The sequence below is a fragment of the Mesorhizobium australicum WSM2073 genome, from assembly GCF_000230995.2.
In the GTDB taxonomy this organism is placed as follows: domain Bacteria; phylum Pseudomonadota; class Alphaproteobacteria; order Rhizobiales; family Rhizobiaceae; genus Mesorhizobium; species Mesorhizobium australicum.
Window position 1 is genome coordinate 5,276,118 of sequence record NC_019973.1, and the last position, 16,233, is coordinate 5,292,350.

General features: G+C 61.9%; 18 protein-coding genes. 13 read left to right on the forward strand and 5 right to left on the reverse strand.

Features of this window, described 5'->3' with window-relative positions:
- Positions 1-5 precede the first annotated feature (5 nt).
- Positions 6-1,364 (reverse strand): NAD(P)-binding domain-containing protein, encoded by a 1,359-nt coding sequence (locus tag MESAU_RS25445; RefSeq protein ID WP_015318900.1) that lies wholly within the window; start codon positions 1,362-1,364, stop codon positions 6-8.
- Positions 1,365-1,621: 257 nt separating this feature from the next.
- On the opposite strand from MESAU_RS25445, the gene MESAU_RS25450 reads away from it, so the two are divergent.
- Complete coding sequence (locus MESAU_RS25450; RefSeq protein ID WP_015318901.1) at positions 1,622-2,338, forward strand: helix-turn-helix domain-containing protein; 717 nt, start codon at positions 1,622-1,624, stop codon at positions 2,336-2,338.
- A 160-nt stretch (positions 2,339-2,498) separates the two neighbouring features.
- Here MESAU_RS25450 and MESAU_RS25455 read toward each other — a convergent pair whose 3' ends face one another.
- Genes MESAU_RS25455 through MESAU_RS25470 form a run of 4 tightly spaced genes read right to left on the reverse strand, consistent with a single transcriptional unit; the run spans position 2,499 to position 6,281 of the window.
- The gene (locus MESAU_RS25455) at positions 2,499-3,539 is read right to left on the reverse strand and encodes a heme-dependent oxidative N-demethylase family protein (RefSeq protein ID WP_015318902.1); all 1,041 of its coding nucleotides are present in this window, start codon (positions 3,537-3,539) and stop codon (positions 2,499-2,501) included.
- Positions 3,540-3,548: 9 nt separating this feature from the next.
- Positions 3,549-4,514: a PDR/VanB family oxidoreductase gene (locus tag MESAU_RS25460; RefSeq protein ID WP_015318903.1), complete on the reverse strand. Its 966-nt coding sequence runs from the start codon at positions 4,512-4,514 to the stop codon at positions 3,549-3,551.
- The gene (locus tag MESAU_RS25465; protein ID WP_015318904.1) at positions 4,511-5,107 is read right to left on the reverse strand and encodes a dimethylamine monooxygenase subunit DmmA family protein; all 597 of its coding nucleotides are present in this window, start codon (positions 5,105-5,107) and stop codon (positions 4,511-4,513) included. Before MESAU_RS25465 ends, MESAU_RS25460 begins: the two co-directional genes overlap by 4 nt.
- 40 nt (positions 5,108-5,147) lie before the next feature.
- Positions 5,148-6,281 (reverse strand): aminomethyl transferase family protein, encoded by a 1,134-nt coding sequence (locus MESAU_RS25470; protein ID WP_015318905.1) that lies wholly within the window; start codon positions 6,279-6,281, stop codon positions 5,148-5,150.
- A 286-nt stretch (positions 6,282-6,567) separates the two neighbouring features.
- Between MESAU_RS25470 and MESAU_RS25475 the strand changes: the two genes are divergently transcribed.
- The 12 genes from MESAU_RS25475 (at position 6,568) to MESAU_RS25530 (ending at position 16,075) form a co-directional block, all read left to right on the forward strand.
- Positions 6,568-6,855, forward strand: a complete 288-nt coding sequence (locus MESAU_RS25475) for a hypothetical protein (RefSeq protein WP_015318906.1) — start codon at positions 6,568-6,570, stop codon at positions 6,853-6,855.
- Between the two features lie 11 nt (positions 6,856-6,866).
- A complete protein-coding gene (locus MESAU_RS25480) occupies positions 6,867-7,244 on the forward strand; it encodes a hypothetical protein (protein WP_015318907.1) in 378 nt (125 codons plus the stop codon).
- A gap of 32 nt (positions 7,245-7,276) precedes the next feature.
- Positions 7,277-7,438: a hypothetical protein gene (locus MESAU_RS30490; protein WP_015318908.1), complete on the forward strand. Its 162-nt coding sequence runs from the start codon at positions 7,277-7,279 to the stop codon at positions 7,436-7,438.
- Positions 7,439-7,452: 14 nt separating this feature from the next.
- Positions 7,453-8,859 (forward strand): APC family permease, encoded by a 1,407-nt coding sequence (locus MESAU_RS25490; RefSeq protein WP_015318909.1) that lies wholly within the window; start codon positions 7,453-7,455, stop codon positions 8,857-8,859.
- Between the two features lie 45 nt (positions 8,860-8,904).
- Positions 8,905-9,594 (forward strand): hypothetical protein, encoded by a 690-nt coding sequence (locus tag MESAU_RS25495; RefSeq protein WP_015318910.1) that lies wholly within the window; start codon positions 8,905-8,907, stop codon positions 9,592-9,594.
- Entirely contained in the window at positions 9,591-9,920 is a 330-nt protein-coding gene (locus MESAU_RS25500; protein WP_015318911.1) for a hypothetical protein, read from the forward strand. Before MESAU_RS25495 ends, MESAU_RS25500 begins: the two co-directional genes overlap by 4 nt.
- A gap of 83 nt (positions 9,921-10,003) precedes the next feature.
- Entirely contained in the window at positions 10,004-10,900 is an 897-nt protein-coding gene (locus MESAU_RS25505; RefSeq protein ID WP_015318912.1) for a class II glutamine amidotransferase, read from the forward strand.
- Positions 10,901-10,904: 4 nt separating this feature from the next.
- Entirely contained in the window at positions 10,905-11,627 is a 723-nt protein-coding gene (locus MESAU_RS25510) for a GltB/FmdC/FwdC-like GXGXG domain-containing protein (RefSeq protein ID WP_015318913.1), read from the forward strand.
- Between the two features lie 111 nt (positions 11,628-11,738).
- Positions 11,739-13,067, forward strand: coding sequence for an FMN-binding glutamate synthase family protein (locus MESAU_RS25515; RefSeq protein WP_015318914.1), 1,329 nt, complete (start codon positions 11,739-11,741; stop codon positions 13,065-13,067).
- 63 nt (positions 13,068-13,130) lie between these two features.
- Positions 13,131-14,438 carry a type III glutamate--ammonia ligase gene (gene glnT, locus MESAU_RS25520; protein ID WP_015318915.1) on the forward strand — a complete coding sequence of 436 codons (1,308 nt, stop codon included), beginning with the start codon at positions 13,131-13,133 and terminating at the stop codon, positions 14,436-14,438.
- Between the two features lie 92 nt (positions 14,439-14,530).
- Positions 14,531-15,784, forward strand: a complete 1,254-nt coding sequence (locus MESAU_RS25525; RefSeq protein WP_015318916.1) for a sarcosine oxidase subunit beta family protein — start codon at positions 14,531-14,533, stop codon at positions 15,782-15,784.
- Between the two features lie 15 nt (positions 15,785-15,799).
- Positions 15,800-16,075: a sarcosine oxidase subunit delta gene (locus MESAU_RS25530; protein WP_015318917.1), complete on the forward strand. Its 276-nt coding sequence runs from the start codon at positions 15,800-15,802 to the stop codon at positions 16,073-16,075.
- The last annotated feature ends 158 nt before the right edge of the window (positions 16,076-16,233 follow it).

Below are 16,233 nucleotides of genomic sequence, written 5' to 3' on the forward strand. Positions count from 1 at the left end.
GCGGCCTACTCGGCCGCCACTCCTTTCACCTCGAGATAGCTCTCCATCGAATCGTCCAGCGCCTGCAGCCAGGGCGTATGGTGCAGCGGCGCCATGGTGCCGGTCATCAGCGAGCGATAGGAATGATCGCGGAAGCTCATAATGTCTTCGGCCTTGTGGTGCTCCCACTCCATGAAGGTCTGGTTGACCGCCTCGACGTCGAAGCCGGGATAGTCGGTCTGGTCCATCAATTCCTTGGTGTAGTCGCCCTGGAACCAGATCATCTGCTCGGCGTCCTCCAGCGTCTCCTCGCGGGCGCGCCATTTGGCGCCATGCGCTGCCATCGCCTCGGCCGACGGCAGCCTGATGCGGCCCATGATGACGTCGCGCGCGAACCAGGCCTGCGCGTCGAACATGTTGAAGGTGTAGAACTGGTCCTGCATGCCGATATAGGACAGCTTCGGGTTCTTCTCCCAGACAACGCCCTCGTAGAGGTCCAACGGCCACATGCGGTTGGCGGTCTTGAGCTTGAGATCGTCGGTCAGGAACGGGAAGGAATGGAGATAGCCGGTGCACAGGATGATGGCGTCGACATCCTTGGTCGTGCCGTCCTTGAAATGCGCCGTCTTGCCGACGACCTTTTGCAGCAGCGGCACTTCCTTCCAATTCTCGGGCCATTTGAAACCCATCGGTTTGGAACGATAGCTGGAGGTGATCGACTTGGCGCCATATTTGTAGCACTGCGAACCGATGTCCTCGGCCGAATAGGAGCGGCCGATGATCAGGATGTCCTTGCCCTTGAACTCCATGGCGTCGCGGAAATCGTGGCTGTGCAGGATGCGGCCGTTGAAGGTCGAGAAGCCCTCGAAATAGGGCACGTTGGGCACAGAAAAATGCCCGGAAGCGACGACGACATTGTCGAACTCTTCCGAATAGGTCACGTCGTTGCTGCGGTCATGCGCGGTGACGGTGAATTTCTTCGTCTCGTCCGAAAAGGTGACCATGCGCACCGGGCTGTTGAAGCGCACCCATTTGCGCAGGCCCGACTTCTCGACGCGGCCCTTGATGTAGTCCCACAACACCGCACGGGGCGGGTAGGAGCCGATCGGCCGGCCGAAATGCTCCTCGAATGTGTAGTCGGCGAATTCCAGGCATTCCTTCGGCCCGTTCGACCAGAGATAGCGGTACATCGAGCCGTGCACGGGATCGCCATGTTCGTCGAGGCCGGTACGCCAGGTGTAGTTCCACAGGCCACCCCAGTCGGACTGCTTTTCGAAGCAGACGATCTCGGGAATCTCGGCGCCCTTGTCGGCCGCCGACTTGAAAGCCCTGAGTTGGGCCAGACCGGACGGTCCGGCTCCGATGACGGCAACGCGAGTGTTCATTCCGGGCCTCCTTTTTTTGATTTCCCCAGCGAAACAAATTTCACTGGCAGTGACAGTAATTGGCCTCTTGGTGCTGTCAACAGACATCTGCTGGAACGGCGTTTGCGCGCAGTGGATTCCTGGCGGGAAACCCGCGGGCGTCGCGATGGTCGCACTGCCGCGCGCAACATAAGATGGCTTGCCGTTGCGGTTGCGCTCCTGTATCGGCACCTGACATGTTCACCTTGAGTGAAATAAATCCTGACGATGGGGGCGACATGGCAAAGGCTAATTCGGATTCCAAGGCTCCCGCGAGCGCAAAGGCAAAGCCGTCGCCGAAAGTGTCGGCGGACGGCAGGACCATACGCGCGCCGCTGACACAAAACCCGCACGCTATTCGCGATACACGCGAAAAAGTGCTGGAGGTCGCGATCGGCCGCGAGGTGCGGGCCTTCCGCAAGAAGCTCGGCATCACCGTGGCGGATCTCGCGGTCGCCACCGATATTTCGCTGGGCATGTTGTCGAAGATCGAGAACGGCATCACCTCGCCGTCGCTGACCACCTTGCAGGCACTGTCGCGGGCGCTCGGCGTTCCCGTCACCGCCTTCTTCCGCCGCTTCGAGGAAGAACGCAGCGCCGTCTTCGTCAAGGCCGGCCAGGGCCTCGATGTCGAGCGCCGCGGCACGCGCGCCGGCCACCAGTACAATCTGCTTGGCCATATCGGTTCGAACACCAGCGGCGTCGTCGTCGAGCCCTATCTGATCACGCTGACCGAGGATTCGGACGTGTTCCCTACCTTCCAGCACGAAGGCATGGAGTTTCTCTACATGCTCGAGGGCGAGGTCGTTTACCGGCATGGCAGCAACCTCTACCCGATGAAGCCCGGCGACAGCCTGTTCTTCGACGCCGACGCGCCGCACGGACCGGAGCAACTGACGAAACTGCCGATGCGGTATTTGTCGATTATCTGCTACCCGCAGGGCAGTGCTGGGTAGGCGGGCCGCCGCAACGCTCACCCGGATTGCCAACCGAATTGCGAAAGGGCAATTCGGGCAATCCGGCCTCTCCCCGAAGGGAGAGGAGCCTGACGCCGGCGTCGGTCATCTCTTCCCCTCGGGAGAAGGTGACCGCGAAGCGGCCGGACGAGGGGGGCTTTTAATCCGGTCCGAACCCCGGGCTCGTCGGGCTGCCATCGTCCAGCTTCGACAGCCATTCGACCAGTGTCGGGCGAAAGCGCGTGAGGCCTTTGTAGCTGGCGAGTTCCTCGGGTAGGTCGCGGATGACGCGGTGCAGGCGCCGCGCCCATTTAGGCTGCGTCACCAGTTCGTCCATCTTGATCAGGTAGCAGCGGATCGGAAAGACGATGCCATTGGAGCGCGGCAGCCGCCAGAAGCTCTGCAGTTCGACCCGCAGATGCACCTTGTCGCCGACATTCTCCGACGTCACCGTCGCGCGGTCCGGACCCCATTTGTGATAATTCTCCGGGCTGGTGTCCAGCCGCGGATTGATGGTCATCGTCCAGTTCAGGCGCCGTGCCGGCCTGCCCTGCTGGATGTTGGTGAGGAACTTCAGCGCGCGCGTGAAAATGCCCTTCTCATGCGCCAGCGGCACAGGCGCGTGCCACTCGAAGAAATTCATGCCGATGTCGAAATCGAGCGACCAGTCGGCCTGGGTGGTGACCATGCCTGCGTCCATCCACAGATTGCCGTCGCGCTGGTCGAGGATGCAGAAATCGCCCTGGCTCTGACGGGTGATGTATTCCATCGGCCCGTAAGGCAAAGTCGAGGTGTCGCCGAAGGTGAAAGTATCGTCGATGCCGAGCGGCCGGTTGATCCAGCGCCAGCGATCGCCGTCGCGCGTCAGCGTGAAATGCTCGGGATAGCCCAGCGCCTGCTGCTCCATCAAAAGCTCCAGCAGGTCCCAGCCGGCGAGCGTCATGTGCGGCAGCGACTGGCAGCGCAGGGGATCCTCGGCCAGCACCAAGGCGCGGTCCTGCATCTCGGCGACATAGTGTTCGTCGACGTCGATCAGGTTTTCGAGCACCGAGCCTTTGGGGCCGACGACATGCGGCTCGATGTTGACCGCGTACATGTAGCTGTCTTCATGGAAGGGGAACGGAAACCGCCTGATGTGCTCGGGGCTGTTCTTGAAAGTGAAGTCGTCGCGGAACGTTTCCTTGCGGAAGGTGATGCCCATTCTCGCCTCCTATCTTTCCAAGACCAGCGACCTGCCCTCGAAGCGCGACACGCACGGCATGATCTTCCTGCCCGAACGGTGCTCTTCCTCGCTCAGCCAATGGTCGTTGTGGATGAATTTGCCGTCACACGAGATGACGTTGGTCTCGCACTGGCCGCAGACGCCGCCACGACAAAGATAGGGCGGATCGACGCCGGCGGCTTCAATGGCTTCCAGCAGGCTCTGCTGCTCGCCGACGCGGATGGCCTTGCCGCTGACGGCAAGCGTCACGTCGAATGGCAGGCCGGGCTGCGGCGCCGCGAAATGCTCGTAGTGGACGGTCTCCGGCGGCCAGCCCAGGCTAGCTGCGCGGTCGCGCACCCAGTTGATCATGCCGGCCGGGCCGCAGACATAGAGGTGCGTCCCGAGCGGCTGCGAGGATAGCAACCGGTCGAGTTCGATCCGCTCCTCGAGGTCATCGTGATAGAGCCGGACGCGACGGCCGTAGCGTTCCCGCAGCACGTCGGCATAAGTGCCAAGCGAAGCGGTGCGGCAGGTGTAGTGCAGTTCGAAATTGCCGCCCTCCCCCGCCAGTTGCGCGGTCTGGGCCATGAACGGCGTGATGCCGATGCCGCCGGCCAGCATCAGGTGTTTCTTGGCGCGCAGATCGAGCGAAAAAAGATTGACCGGATAGCTGATCACCATCTCCAGGCCCGGCTTGACCGACCTGTGCATGAACAGCGAGCCGCCGCGACCGACATCGTCGCGGCGCACCGAGATGGTGTATTCGCGCGTGTCTAGCGGCGAGCCCATCAGCGAATAGGGATTGAGCCTTGTGCGCTGGCCATCGCGCATCTCGACCACGACATGGGCGCCACCGGAAAAGGTCGGCAACAGCTCGCCATCACGCCGGCGAAAATGGAACCGCGTGACCAGCTCGTTGACCGGGACGACATCGCTGACGACGACGTCGAGCTTGGTGGTGCCGGTGCTCATCGAAATATCTCCTCCATCGGAGGAATTTCACTGCGATCCTCGGCATTGATGCAGACGCCCTGGAACGCGGCAAGGCGCCTTGAATAGTGATCGCGCACGAGAAGCAGCAGGCCACAATGCGAGCAGGTTGCCGGCTGCGTCGTCACATTCTCGGTGATGCCCTTGCAGTGCACGCACTGCATGCGCCGCGCCAGCGAGCCGCGATGCTCGGTCTGCACGGAGGTGTGGTCGATGCCGGCTTCGAGCGCTACCTGCATGGCCTGGCCGATCAGCCCTTCGGTGCCGGCGAGATAGAGGCGCAGACCCATATGCGCGTTATCAAGCGTCTGCTTCAGACGCGGCAGCAGACTGGCGAAGGACGGCGCGATGTGAAATTGCGCCGGCTTCAACCCTTCGAGGGCAGCAATATATTTGCCATCAGGACCGGGAATGAAGACGATCTCGGCACCATCGAAAAAACCAGGTGGCGCGGTTCGGGCCATATCGGTAATTGCCAGCGCGCCTTCGGCGTCGGCGATGAACAGATGATGCCTGCCAGGCTGCGGAGACAGAGTTCCGTAAATGGGCCGGCTGATGATGGTCTTGGCTGCCATTCTCTCTTTGTGCCTCGAAACCTTCGCTGTCGATTATGCCTCAGCCTTTCGCCGTGCGCTTGGTCTTCTTGGGATCGTCGAACGGCAAGGGCTGCGCCGTCGCCTTGATCGATCCGCTCTTGTTGCGGATTTCGAGCGTGGTGTCCTTGACTGCGCAGTCGACGTCGAGCCGGGCGATGCCCATCGATTTCTCGACCAGCGGCGAATACATGGCGCAGGTGACAACGCCGACCTTTTTGCCGTCGCGATAGACCGGAGCGCCCTCGTCCGCCGGCTCCTTGCCGTCGAGCAGCACGCCATAGATCTTGAAGCGCTCCTTGCCCTTCAGGCGATAGTGCTCCTCGGCACCGCGAAAGCCGGTCTTGCCGGGGCTGACGGTGAAGTCGAGGCCGAGCTCCCAAAGCGTATCGCCGGGGCCTTCATTCTCGAACGGATACTTTTGGGAATTGTCGTAGGGGTAGAACAGCAGGTAGCTTTCGACGCGCAGCATGTCGAGCGTGGTGAAGCGGCAGGGAATGATGCCGGCGTTCTTGCCCTCGTCGAGAATCCTGTCCCAGATCGTGCCGGCGTCCTGGCCACGGCAGAAGATCTCGTAGCCGCGTTCGCCGGTATAGCCGGTGCGCGAGATCATGACGGGGAAGCCGAACAGCTGCGTCTGCATGTGATGGAAGTAGTTGAGGTCGCGGATGCTGGGCACGTGCTTGGCCAGATAGTCGACCGCTGTTGGCCCCTGCAGCGACAAATCGTGCAGATTGTCGTCGAAGCGCAGCGACACGTCCCGTCCCATCGCCGCCCGCTGCAGTTCCTCATGGCCGGTACCCGAGCCGTGTACCACCATCCAGGAATTCGGTCCCATGCGGTAGAGGATGCAGTCGTCGGTGAATTTTCCCGCCTCGTTCAGCATGCAGGCATAGGCCGACTTGCCGGGATAGATCTTTTCAACGTCACGCGTGGTGGCGAGGTCGATCAGATGCGAGGCGTGCGGCCCTGTGATGTGCACCTTCTTCAGGCCGGAAACATCCATAAGCCCGGCCTTGGTGCGGATGGCGATATATTCCTCGTCGGCATCCTTGTCGTAGGTCCAGGCGGTGCCCATACCGCTCCAGTCTTCGAGTTTCGAACCCAGCGCACGATGGCGATCCGCCAGGGTCGAAAATCTCCAGGATGCCGTCATCCGCTCGTCCTCCATTCGAAAATGCTGCTGTTCCCTGCTCCCGTGCGCTAGGCCGGGAGCTTGGTCGAATATTGATCGCAAACGCGGGAGGCCCGCAATCCCCTAAAAGCAAATAATTTCATTGTCAGGCAAAATCGGCAGGTCGAAGCAAGCGGTTAACTCAGCGTAAATTCGTCTTGACAATTGCGAAATTCGGCCTGAATTTATGAAAAAAATTTCACTCTCTTGAAAGAGAGCGGCGGGCGGTGGATTCGGAACCGGACGTCGGCAAAGAAGGGGAAAACCGATGGCAGACCTGCAGCAGCGCATCGAGGCGCTGTACCGCTCCGACTTGCGCGGATCCGCGCTCCTGATCATCTGCCTGTGGGCGACGATCCTCTTCGTTCTCTTCATGACATGGCCATACATTCCGCAGGGCGGCATCAAGACTGTCGTCGCCATTGCCGCCGCCGCCGTGCTCATCTTCAACACGGCAGCCATCCTGGCGATGGTCAAACACTACAAGGAAGACAAGGAGTTCATCTACGGGCTCGACATCAAGAACGCCGACGCATCCCGCAACCGCAAGTCCTGAGGGGAGAAACAATGTCCCGCTATACGCCGCCGGAGCAGAGCAAGGCCGGGCAAGTCTTCGACATCGCCGTTGTCGTGGTCGCCATCTTCGTGGCGCTGTGGCTGCCGCTGAAGCTTGGTCTTGCCGGTGCCGCAAAATCAATCGACGCGCTCGATGCCAAGACCTGGGAAGCGCTCGGGCAGAATCCGACCATGGCGTCGATCTGGGAAAAGCTCGGCTATACGCCCGAGACCGCGCACGACATCATCCAGAACCGGTTCCACTACATCATCGACTGGCCGACGCTGATCATCATGGCGGCCGTCCTGATCGGTTATTTCGTGTTCCTGTTCCGGGCATCCGACCGCGAATATCGCGATGTGATCAACGAGAAGTTCGACGACAGGTAAAGTTTGGCGACGAAGAATTTGGGGACACGATCATGTGGGTGGCACTCTCTTACGCATGCTGGGGCATCTCGATCGTGCTCGCGCTGTGGATGCTCTACGACTGGTTCAAGGTCGATACGAACTACTCCGAGGACGTTTTGACCTCGTCGCGTGAAGGCGAGCTTGAAGCCGCTTCCGAAAAACACCGGATCTGAGTGGGGATTGATCGATGACGGTCGCGCTTGAAAACACCACCACCACCACAATTCACGGCGACCGGGTATCGCTGCTTCGGGTGCTTGGCCCGGCCCATGTCTGGGCGCTCGGCGTCGGCATCGTTCTGGTCGGCGAGTTCACCGGCTGGAATTTCTCGGCCGACAAGGGCGGCGCGCTGGCTGCCCTGATCGTGTGCTGGGTCGTCGGGCTGCTCTACACCTCGGTGGCCATGATCGATTCCGAGGTGACGTCGACAGTGGCCGCCGCCGGCGGCCAGTATGCGCAGGCCAAGCACATTGTCGGGCCGTTGATGGCGTTCAACGTCGCGCTGTTCCTGGTCTTTGCCTATACGATGCTGGAAGTGTCCGATGCCATCCTGCTCGGCGACACCATCGTCGCCAAGGCGGGTGTGGAAGGGCTGACCCACAATTCCTTCATCGCCGCTACCATCGTGGTGCTGGCCTGGCTCAACTATCGCGGCGTACTGATGACGCTCAACGTCAACTTCGTCATCACGGCCATCGCCTATGTCTCGATCGTCGTCCTGTTCTTCTCGGTCAGCCCCTGGACGCAAGGCGCGGTGCTGAAGCTCAACGAACTGGTCACTCCAGGCAACGCGCTGCCCTATGGCTGGATCGGCGTCATCGCCGCCTTCCAGTTCGGCATCTGGTATTATCTCGGCATCGAAGGGACCACCCAGGCCGCCGAGGAAGTGCGCTCGCCGGCACGCTCCCTGCCCTACGGCACCATGGCCGGCATGATCACGCTGCTCATCGCCGCCGCCATGACCTGGTATGTCTGCGCCTCGCTGATGCCTTGGGAGTATCTCGGCATCACCTATTATCCGCTGTGGGACGCCGGCAAACTGACCGGCAGCCCGCTGCTTGAGAACCTCCTGTTCATAGCGACGCTGCTCGCCGCGCTTGCCTCCGCCAATGGTTGCATCAATGACGCGGCGCGCGCCTGGTTCTCGCTCGGCCGCGACCGCTATCTGCCGAGCTGGTTTTCGGCGGTGCATCCGAAATACCGCACGCCCTATCGCTCGATCCTGTTCCTGCTGCCGATCGCGCTGGCCTTCGCCTTCATCGCCGACCTCAACCAGGCGATCACCTTCTCGATCCTGTCGGGCGTGCTGCAATACACCTTCATGAGCATCAACATCATGATGTTCAGGAAGAAGTGGCCGCTGGGCTCGATCCGCCGCGGCTACACGCACCCCTTCCATCCGCTGCCGGCAATCGTCCTGTTCAGCCTGTGCGTAGTGACCTTCTTCGCCATCTTCCTCGGCTTCGGCTCGCAGTTGATCGCCATGGTCGCCTTCTATTTCCTGATTTCGCTGTGGTTCCATTTCTATCGCTACAAATTCGTGCGGCGTGGGGACCAGTTCACCATGCCGTGGCCGAAACCACAGGGCTATTGATGGGAGTAGGCCCGCCCAGCATCTGGACGGGCCTTGCACGATAAAATGTCCGACGTGATATCAGCACTGCTTGCCGGGGCAATTGTCCTGGCTCTCGTCCTTCACTTTGCGTGGCAGGCGCGCCGCAGCCGCGACAGGGCCTCGGCAGCGCTCGCCGCCGACGAGGCGGGCATTCGCGCTGTCGTCGCGGATGCAGACAATGTCTCGGACGGCACCGCCGGCGTCATCACCTGGGAAGGATCATGGAACGGCCAACGCGTGCAGGTGCGCACTATTGTCGACACGCTGGCGACACGGAAACTGCCGGCCCGCTGGCTCAGCGTTTCGATCACCGAGAAGGTCTCGGTAACTGCTATTTTCGATATGATGATGCGGCCGGGCTCGCCGACGACGTTCTCCAATTTCGACCATCTCCAGCATACGCTGCCGAAGGCGCCCGGTTTTCCGGCCGAGGCGGTGCTGCGGACAGACCGCAGGGGCACACGGTTCCCGCAGAGCATCATCGCCGGCCATATGGAGCCGTTTTCAGAAGGCCGCGCCAAGGAGCTGCTGATCACGCCGAACGGAGTGCGCATCGTGTGGCTGCTGGCCGAGGCCGAGCGGGCACGCTACGGTGTCTTCCGGCAAGCCGCGTTCGGTGACACACGGATCGATTCTGCGCTGATCGAGCGGTTGCTGGTATCACTCTCGGATCTGCGCGACGCCATCAACCGAAGCGAACGGCAGGCCGCATGAGCACTTCAGACCCTTCGCCGGCGCCAGTGAGCCCTTATCTCGTCCTGGGCGCCGCAATCGTGCTGCCGGCAAGCGGCCATGTCATTCTGGGCATCCCGGTGCGCGGACTGCAGTTCCTTTTCTTCATGGTCGTCCTGGCCTGGGTGACCGCCAGGATTTCACCGCCGGACGCCAGCTTCGTCGGCCGTCACGCCGGCGGCTTCCTGATCTATGCGCTGTCGATCCTCGACGCCTACAAGATCGCCCGCATCCGTACCGCCAAATGGGCTCATAATGCCCGGACGGAAGGAAACGATACGCAGAGCGGCATTGAGCCGCATACGTAACCAGAGGAAAATTTCTTTCATGCCATTGAATTAGAGGATTTCATTCGGTACATCATCTTAGTCACAAACGTCGGGAGGCTGACATGTGCGGAATCGTTGGACTTTTCCTGAAGGACAAGGCGCTGGAGCCGAAGCTCGGCGCGATGCTGTCGGAGATGCTGGTATCGCTCAGCGATCGCGGCCCTGACAGTGCGGGCATCGCCATCTATGGCGCGACATCCGGCAACGAGGCCAAGATCACCATCCAGTCGCCGAAGCCGGAACGCGATTTCCGCGGCCTGGACGCCGAACTCGCGAAGGCCGTCGGAGCGCCGGTGAGCATTGCGGTGAAATCGACGCACGCGGTGGTCAGGACCACGCCGGACAAGGTCGACGCGGCGCGTGAAGCCCTCCAGTCGCTCAGGCCCGACATCCGCATCATGGGCGCCGGCGAGGCGGTGGAAATCTACAAGGAAGTCGGCCTGCCCGAAGCCGTCGTCGATCGCTTCGACGTGCGCAAGATGACCGGCACGCATGGCATCGGTCATACCCGCATGGCGACGGAATCGGCAGTGACGACGATGGGTGCGCATCCTTTCTCGACCGGTGCCGACCAGTGTCTTGTGCACAATGGTTCATTGTCGAACCACAACAATGTTCGCCGCGAATTGATCCGCGAAGGCATGAAATTCGAGACCGAGAATGATACCGAAGTGGCGGCCGCCTACCTTTCCTCGCAAATGGCGCATGGCAAGAATCTCGGCGAGGCACTGGAAGGCACGCTGTCCGACCTCGACGGCTTCTTCACCTTCGTCGTCGGCACCAAGAATGGTTTTGGCGTGGTGCGCGATCCGATCGCCTGCAAGCCCGCCGTGATGGCCGAGACCGACCAGTATGTCGCCTTCGGCTCGGAATATCGCGCCCTGACCAAACTGCCGGGTATAGACAATGCGAGGGTCTGGGAACCGGAGCCCGCAACCGTTTATTTCTGGGAGCATTGAGTTCATGCCGGCAACCTCCAAGGCAACGCGCGACAGCCATGCGCGCGTCTTCGACCTCGACGTCCTGTCGCTGCGCGAACTCAATCAAGCACTCCACAATCTGGCTCCGGGTTCGAACGAGACGGCGTGGGAAGTGCTCAACCCGAAAGGGAGCCATTCGGTCGCCGTGGGTGTCGATCATCCTGTCAGCATCGATGTGCGCGGCAGCGTCGGCTATTACTGCGGCGGCATGAACTCCGGCAGCGCCATCACCGTGCACGGCTCGGCCGGCCCCGGCGTTGGCGAGAACATGATGTCGGGCTCGATCACCGTCAAAGGCGATGCCAGCCAGTATGCCGGCGCCACCGGCAAGGGCGGGCTGCTGGTCATCGAAGGCAATGCCTCGTCGCGCTGCGGCATCTCGATGAAAGGCATCGACATCGTCGTGCACGGCAATATCGGCCATATGTCGGCCTTCATGGCGCAATCCGGCAACCTCGTTGTTCTGGGCGATGCCGGCGATGCACTGGGCGATTCCATCTACGAGGCGCGGCTCTTCGTGCGCGGCAAGGTCGACAGTCTCGGTGCGGATTGTATCGCCAAGGAGATGCGGCCCGAGCATCTTGAACTGCTGCAGGGTCTGCTCGACCGCGCCGGCGTGACCGGCGTCAAGCCGTCGGAGTTCAAGCGCTACGGCTCGGCGCGCACGCTCTACAATTTCAATATCGACAACGCCGACGCGTATTGAGGCAGCATGACCTATCGCAACCCGCCGACGACGCCGCGCAAATCCGCGACCTTCGACGACTACACGCTCTCCGAATTCAATATCGACAACGCCGACGCGTATTGAGGCAGCATGACCTATCGCAACCCGCCGACGACGCCGCGCAAATCCGCGACCTTCGACGACTACACGCTCTCCGAAATCCGCCGCGCCGCGGCGACCGGCATCTACGATATCAGAGGTGCCGGCGCCAAGCGCAAGCTGCCGCATTTCGATGACCTTCTGTTCCTCGGCGCCTCGATCTCGCGCTATCCGCTGGAAGGCTACCGCGAGCGCTGCGACACATCCGTGGTGCTCGGTTCGCGCCACGCCAAGAAGCCTATCGAACTGAAGATCCCGATCACCATTGCCGGCATGAGCTTCGGCTCGCTGTCCGGTCCCGCCAAGGAAGCGCTCGGGCGCGGCGCGACGCTGTCGGGCACCTCGACCACGACCGGCGATGGCGGCATGACAGAGGAAGAGCGCGGCCATTCCAAGCAACTAGTCTATCAATACCTGCCCTCGCGCTACGGCATGAACCTGCGCGACCTGCGTCGCGCCGATGCGATCGAAGTGGTCGTCGGCCAGGGCGCCAAGCCCGGCGGCGGCGGCATGCTGCTCGGCCAGAAGATTTCGGATCGTGTCGCCGAAATGCGCACGCTGCCCAAAGGCATCGACCAGCGCTCGGCCTCGCGCCACCCCGACTGGACGGGCCCGGACGATCTCGAGATCAAGATACTCGAACTGCGCGAAATCACCGATTGGGAAAAACCGATCTACGTCAAGGTCGGCGGCGCCCGGCCCTACTACGATACAGCGCTTGCGGTGAAGGCCGGCGCCGATGTCGTCGTGGTCGACGGCATGCAGGGCGGAACGGCGGCGACGCAGGAAGTGTTTATCGAGAATGTCGGCCAGCCGACGCTCGCCTGCATCAGGCCGGCGGTGCAGGCGCTGCAGGATCTTGGCATGCACCGCAAGGTTCAGCTCATCGTCTCAGGCGGCATCCGCAACGGCGCCGATGTGGCCAAGGCGCTGGCGCTCGGCGTCGACGCCGTGTCGATCGGCACCGCGGCACTCGTGGCGCTCGGTGACAACGATCCCCGCTGGGAGGCGGAGTACAACGAACTCGGCACCACATCAGGCGCCTATGACGACTGGCATGAGGGCAAGGATCCTGCCGGCATCACCACGCAGGACCCCGAACTGATGAAGCGGGTCGACCCCGTGGCCGCCGGGCGCCGGTTGGCGAACTATTTGAAGGTGATGACGCTGGAGGCGCAGACCATCGCCCGCGCCTGCGGCAAGAACAGCCTGCACAATCTCGAACCCGAGGACCTCGTCGCATTGACGATCGAGGCCGCCGCCATGGCCGGCGTGCCACTGGCCGGCACCAACTGGATACCGGGGAAGAACGGCTTCTGATCAACAAAGGGCCGAAGGCCATATGCTCTAGGGCCAACAATCGATAAGAAATGGGGAACTTCAGTGACAGTTGATCTTGCAGAGTTCGCAAGGGCGAAAAACGTCAAATATTTCATGATTTCCTACACTGACCTGTTCAGTGGCCAGCGTGCCAAGCTGGTACCGGCGCAAGCCATCGCCGACATGCAGAAGGACGGTGCCGGCTTTGCCGGGTTCGCCACTTGGCTCGACCTCACGCCGGCACATCCCGATATGCTGGCGGTGCCGGATCCGGACTCGGTCATCCAGTTGCCATGGAAACCGGAAGTCGCCTGGGTCGCCGCCAACTGCATCATGGACGACAAGGACGTCGACCAGGCGCCGCGCAACACACTGAAGCGGCTGATCGCCGAGGCAGCCGCCGACGGCATGCACGTCAAGACCGGCGTCGAGGCCGAGTTCTTCCTGATCTCGCCGGACGGCAAGACGATCTCCGATGAATACGACACGGCATCGAAGCCTTGCTACGACCAGCAAGCGGTGATGCGCCGTTACGATGTCATCGCCGAGATCTGCGACCACATGCTGGCGCTCGGCTGGGGCGCTTACCAGAACGACCACGAGGACGCTAACGGCCAATTCGAGATGAACTGGGCGTTCGACGATGCGCTGCCGACCGCGGACAAGCATTCTTTCTTCAAGTTCATGGTCAAGTCGATCGCGGAAAAGCATGGGCTGCGCGCCACTTTCATGCCCAAACCGTTCCAGGGCCTGACCGGCAATGGCTGCCATGCCCACATCTCTGTCTGGGACAAATCGGGCAAGACCAATGTCTTCGCCGACAATTCGATGGAGCTCGGTCTTTCCGCCAAAGGCAAGAACTTCCTTGGCGGCATCATGAAGCACGCTTCGGCGCTCGCCGCGATCACCAACCCGACGGTCAATTCCTATAAGCGCATCAACGCGCCGCGCACCATTTCGGGCGCGACCTGGGCGCCGAACACGGTGACCTGGACCGGCAACAACCGCACCCACATGGTGCGCGTGCCCGGCCCCGGCCGCTTCGAATTGCGCCTCCCGGATGGCGCTGCCAACCCTTATCTGCTGCAGGCGGTCATCATCGCCGCCGGCCTCGACGGCATCCGCTCGAAGGCCGATCCGGGCAAGCGCTACGATATCGACATGTACCAGCATGGCCACACGGTGAAGGGCGCGCCTAAGCTGCCGCTCAACCTGCTCGATGCGTTGCGCGAGTTCGACAAGGACAAATCGCTCAAGGCGGCGCTGGGTGAGGAATTCTCGTCGGCATATCTAAAGCTGAAGCACCAGGAATGGAATTCCTATGCTTCGCACTTCACGCAATGGGAGCGCGACCACACGCTGGACATCTAGAGCATCGGACCGAAAAAGTGTGACACGGTTTTCGGCAAAGGCGATGCGTCAAGAAAGTTCCTGTGTGGGGCGGGCGACCTCGGAATGAACGTATGAAATACTCGATCTTCTCGCTCGCCCGCGCCGCTCTTTCCGGCCACAAAAACTGGCAACGCACCTGGCGCGACGCCGCGCCGAAGGACCACTACGACGTGGTGATCATCGGCGGCGGCGGCCATGGGCTGGCCACCGCCTGGTTCCTGGCCAGCGAATTCGGCATCAAAAATGTCGCGGTGCTGGAAAAGGGCTGGATCGGTTCCGGCAATGCCGGCCGCAACACCACCATCATCCGCTCCAACTACGGCCTGCCCGGCAATACCGGCTTCTACGAATTGTCGATGAAGCTTTGGGAACGGATGGAGCAGGACCTCAACTACAACGCGATGGTCAGCCAGCGCGGCGTCATCAACCTCTACCATTCCGATGCGCAGCGCGACGCCTATGCACGGCGCGGCAACACCATGCGCATCAACGGCATCGATGCCGAACTGCTCGACCTGGCGGCGGTCAAGAAGATGATCCCGTTCCTGAACTTCGACAATGCGCGCTTTCCCGTGCAGGGCGGGCTGCTGCAGCGGCGCGGCGGCACGGCGCGGCACGATGCGGTGGCCTGGGGCTACGCCCACGCTGCCAGCGAACTCGGCGTCGACATCATCCAGAATTGCGAAGTCACGGGCTTTGTCAGGGACGCGAACGGCAAGGTGACTGGTGTCGAGACCTCGCGCGGCAGGATCGGCGCCGGCAAGGTCGGCATGGCGGTGGCCGGGTCCTCATCGCGCGTCGCGGCGATGGCTGGCCTGCGGCTGCCGATCGAAAGCCATGTGCTGCAGGCCTTCGTCTCGGAGGCGATCAAGCCGCTCATTCCCGGCGTCATGACGTTTGGCGCCGGCCATTTCTATGTCAGCCAGTCCGACAAGGGCGGGCTGGTCTTCGGCGGCGACATCGACGGCTACAATTCCTATGCCCAGCGCGGCAATATGCCTGTCATGGAAGATGTCTGCGAGGGCGGCATGGCGCTGATGCCGATGATAGGCCGCGTCCGCCTGCTGCGCCAATGGGGCGGCATCATGGATATGTCGATGGACGGCTCGCCGATCATCGACAAGACACCGGTCGACGGGCTCTACCTCAATGCCGGCTGGTGTTATGGCGGCTTCAAGGCGACACCCGGCTCAGGCTTCGTCTTCGCCCATCTGCTTGCTCGCGACGAATCGCACGCCGAGGCCGCCCGCTTCCGGCTCGACCGGTTCCGGTCTGGTGCTGTCATCGACGAAAAGGGCCAGGGCGCCCAACCGAACCTGCACTGAGGACAGTCGAAAAACATGCGTATTGTCTGTCCCTTCTGCGGTGAACGCGAGCTCGGCGAGTTCACCTATCTCGGCGACGCCAAGCCGGTGCGGCCGGCGCCTGGAGCGTCGGAAGATGAGGTCTACGATTACGTCTATCTGCGCGACAACATCGCCGGCGTGATGGATGAGAACTGGTATCATGGCGGCGGCTGCCGGGCCTGGCTGAAGGTCACCCGCAACACGGTGACGCACGAGATTTCGGCGGTTGAACCGGCAGCGGGTGCCGGGGCGAGGCAGGTTGCGAAATGAATATTTCCTGCCAACTCGGCGCCGCCCCTCACCTGCCTGCCGGCATCCTCTCCCCGTATAATGACGGGGAGAGGGGTGCTGCCGTCCCCGCTTTCGCCGATCGCCAGCGCTGCAAGAAGGAAGCCAACTTAGCGGCCAGCCCCCTTCTCCCCGTCACT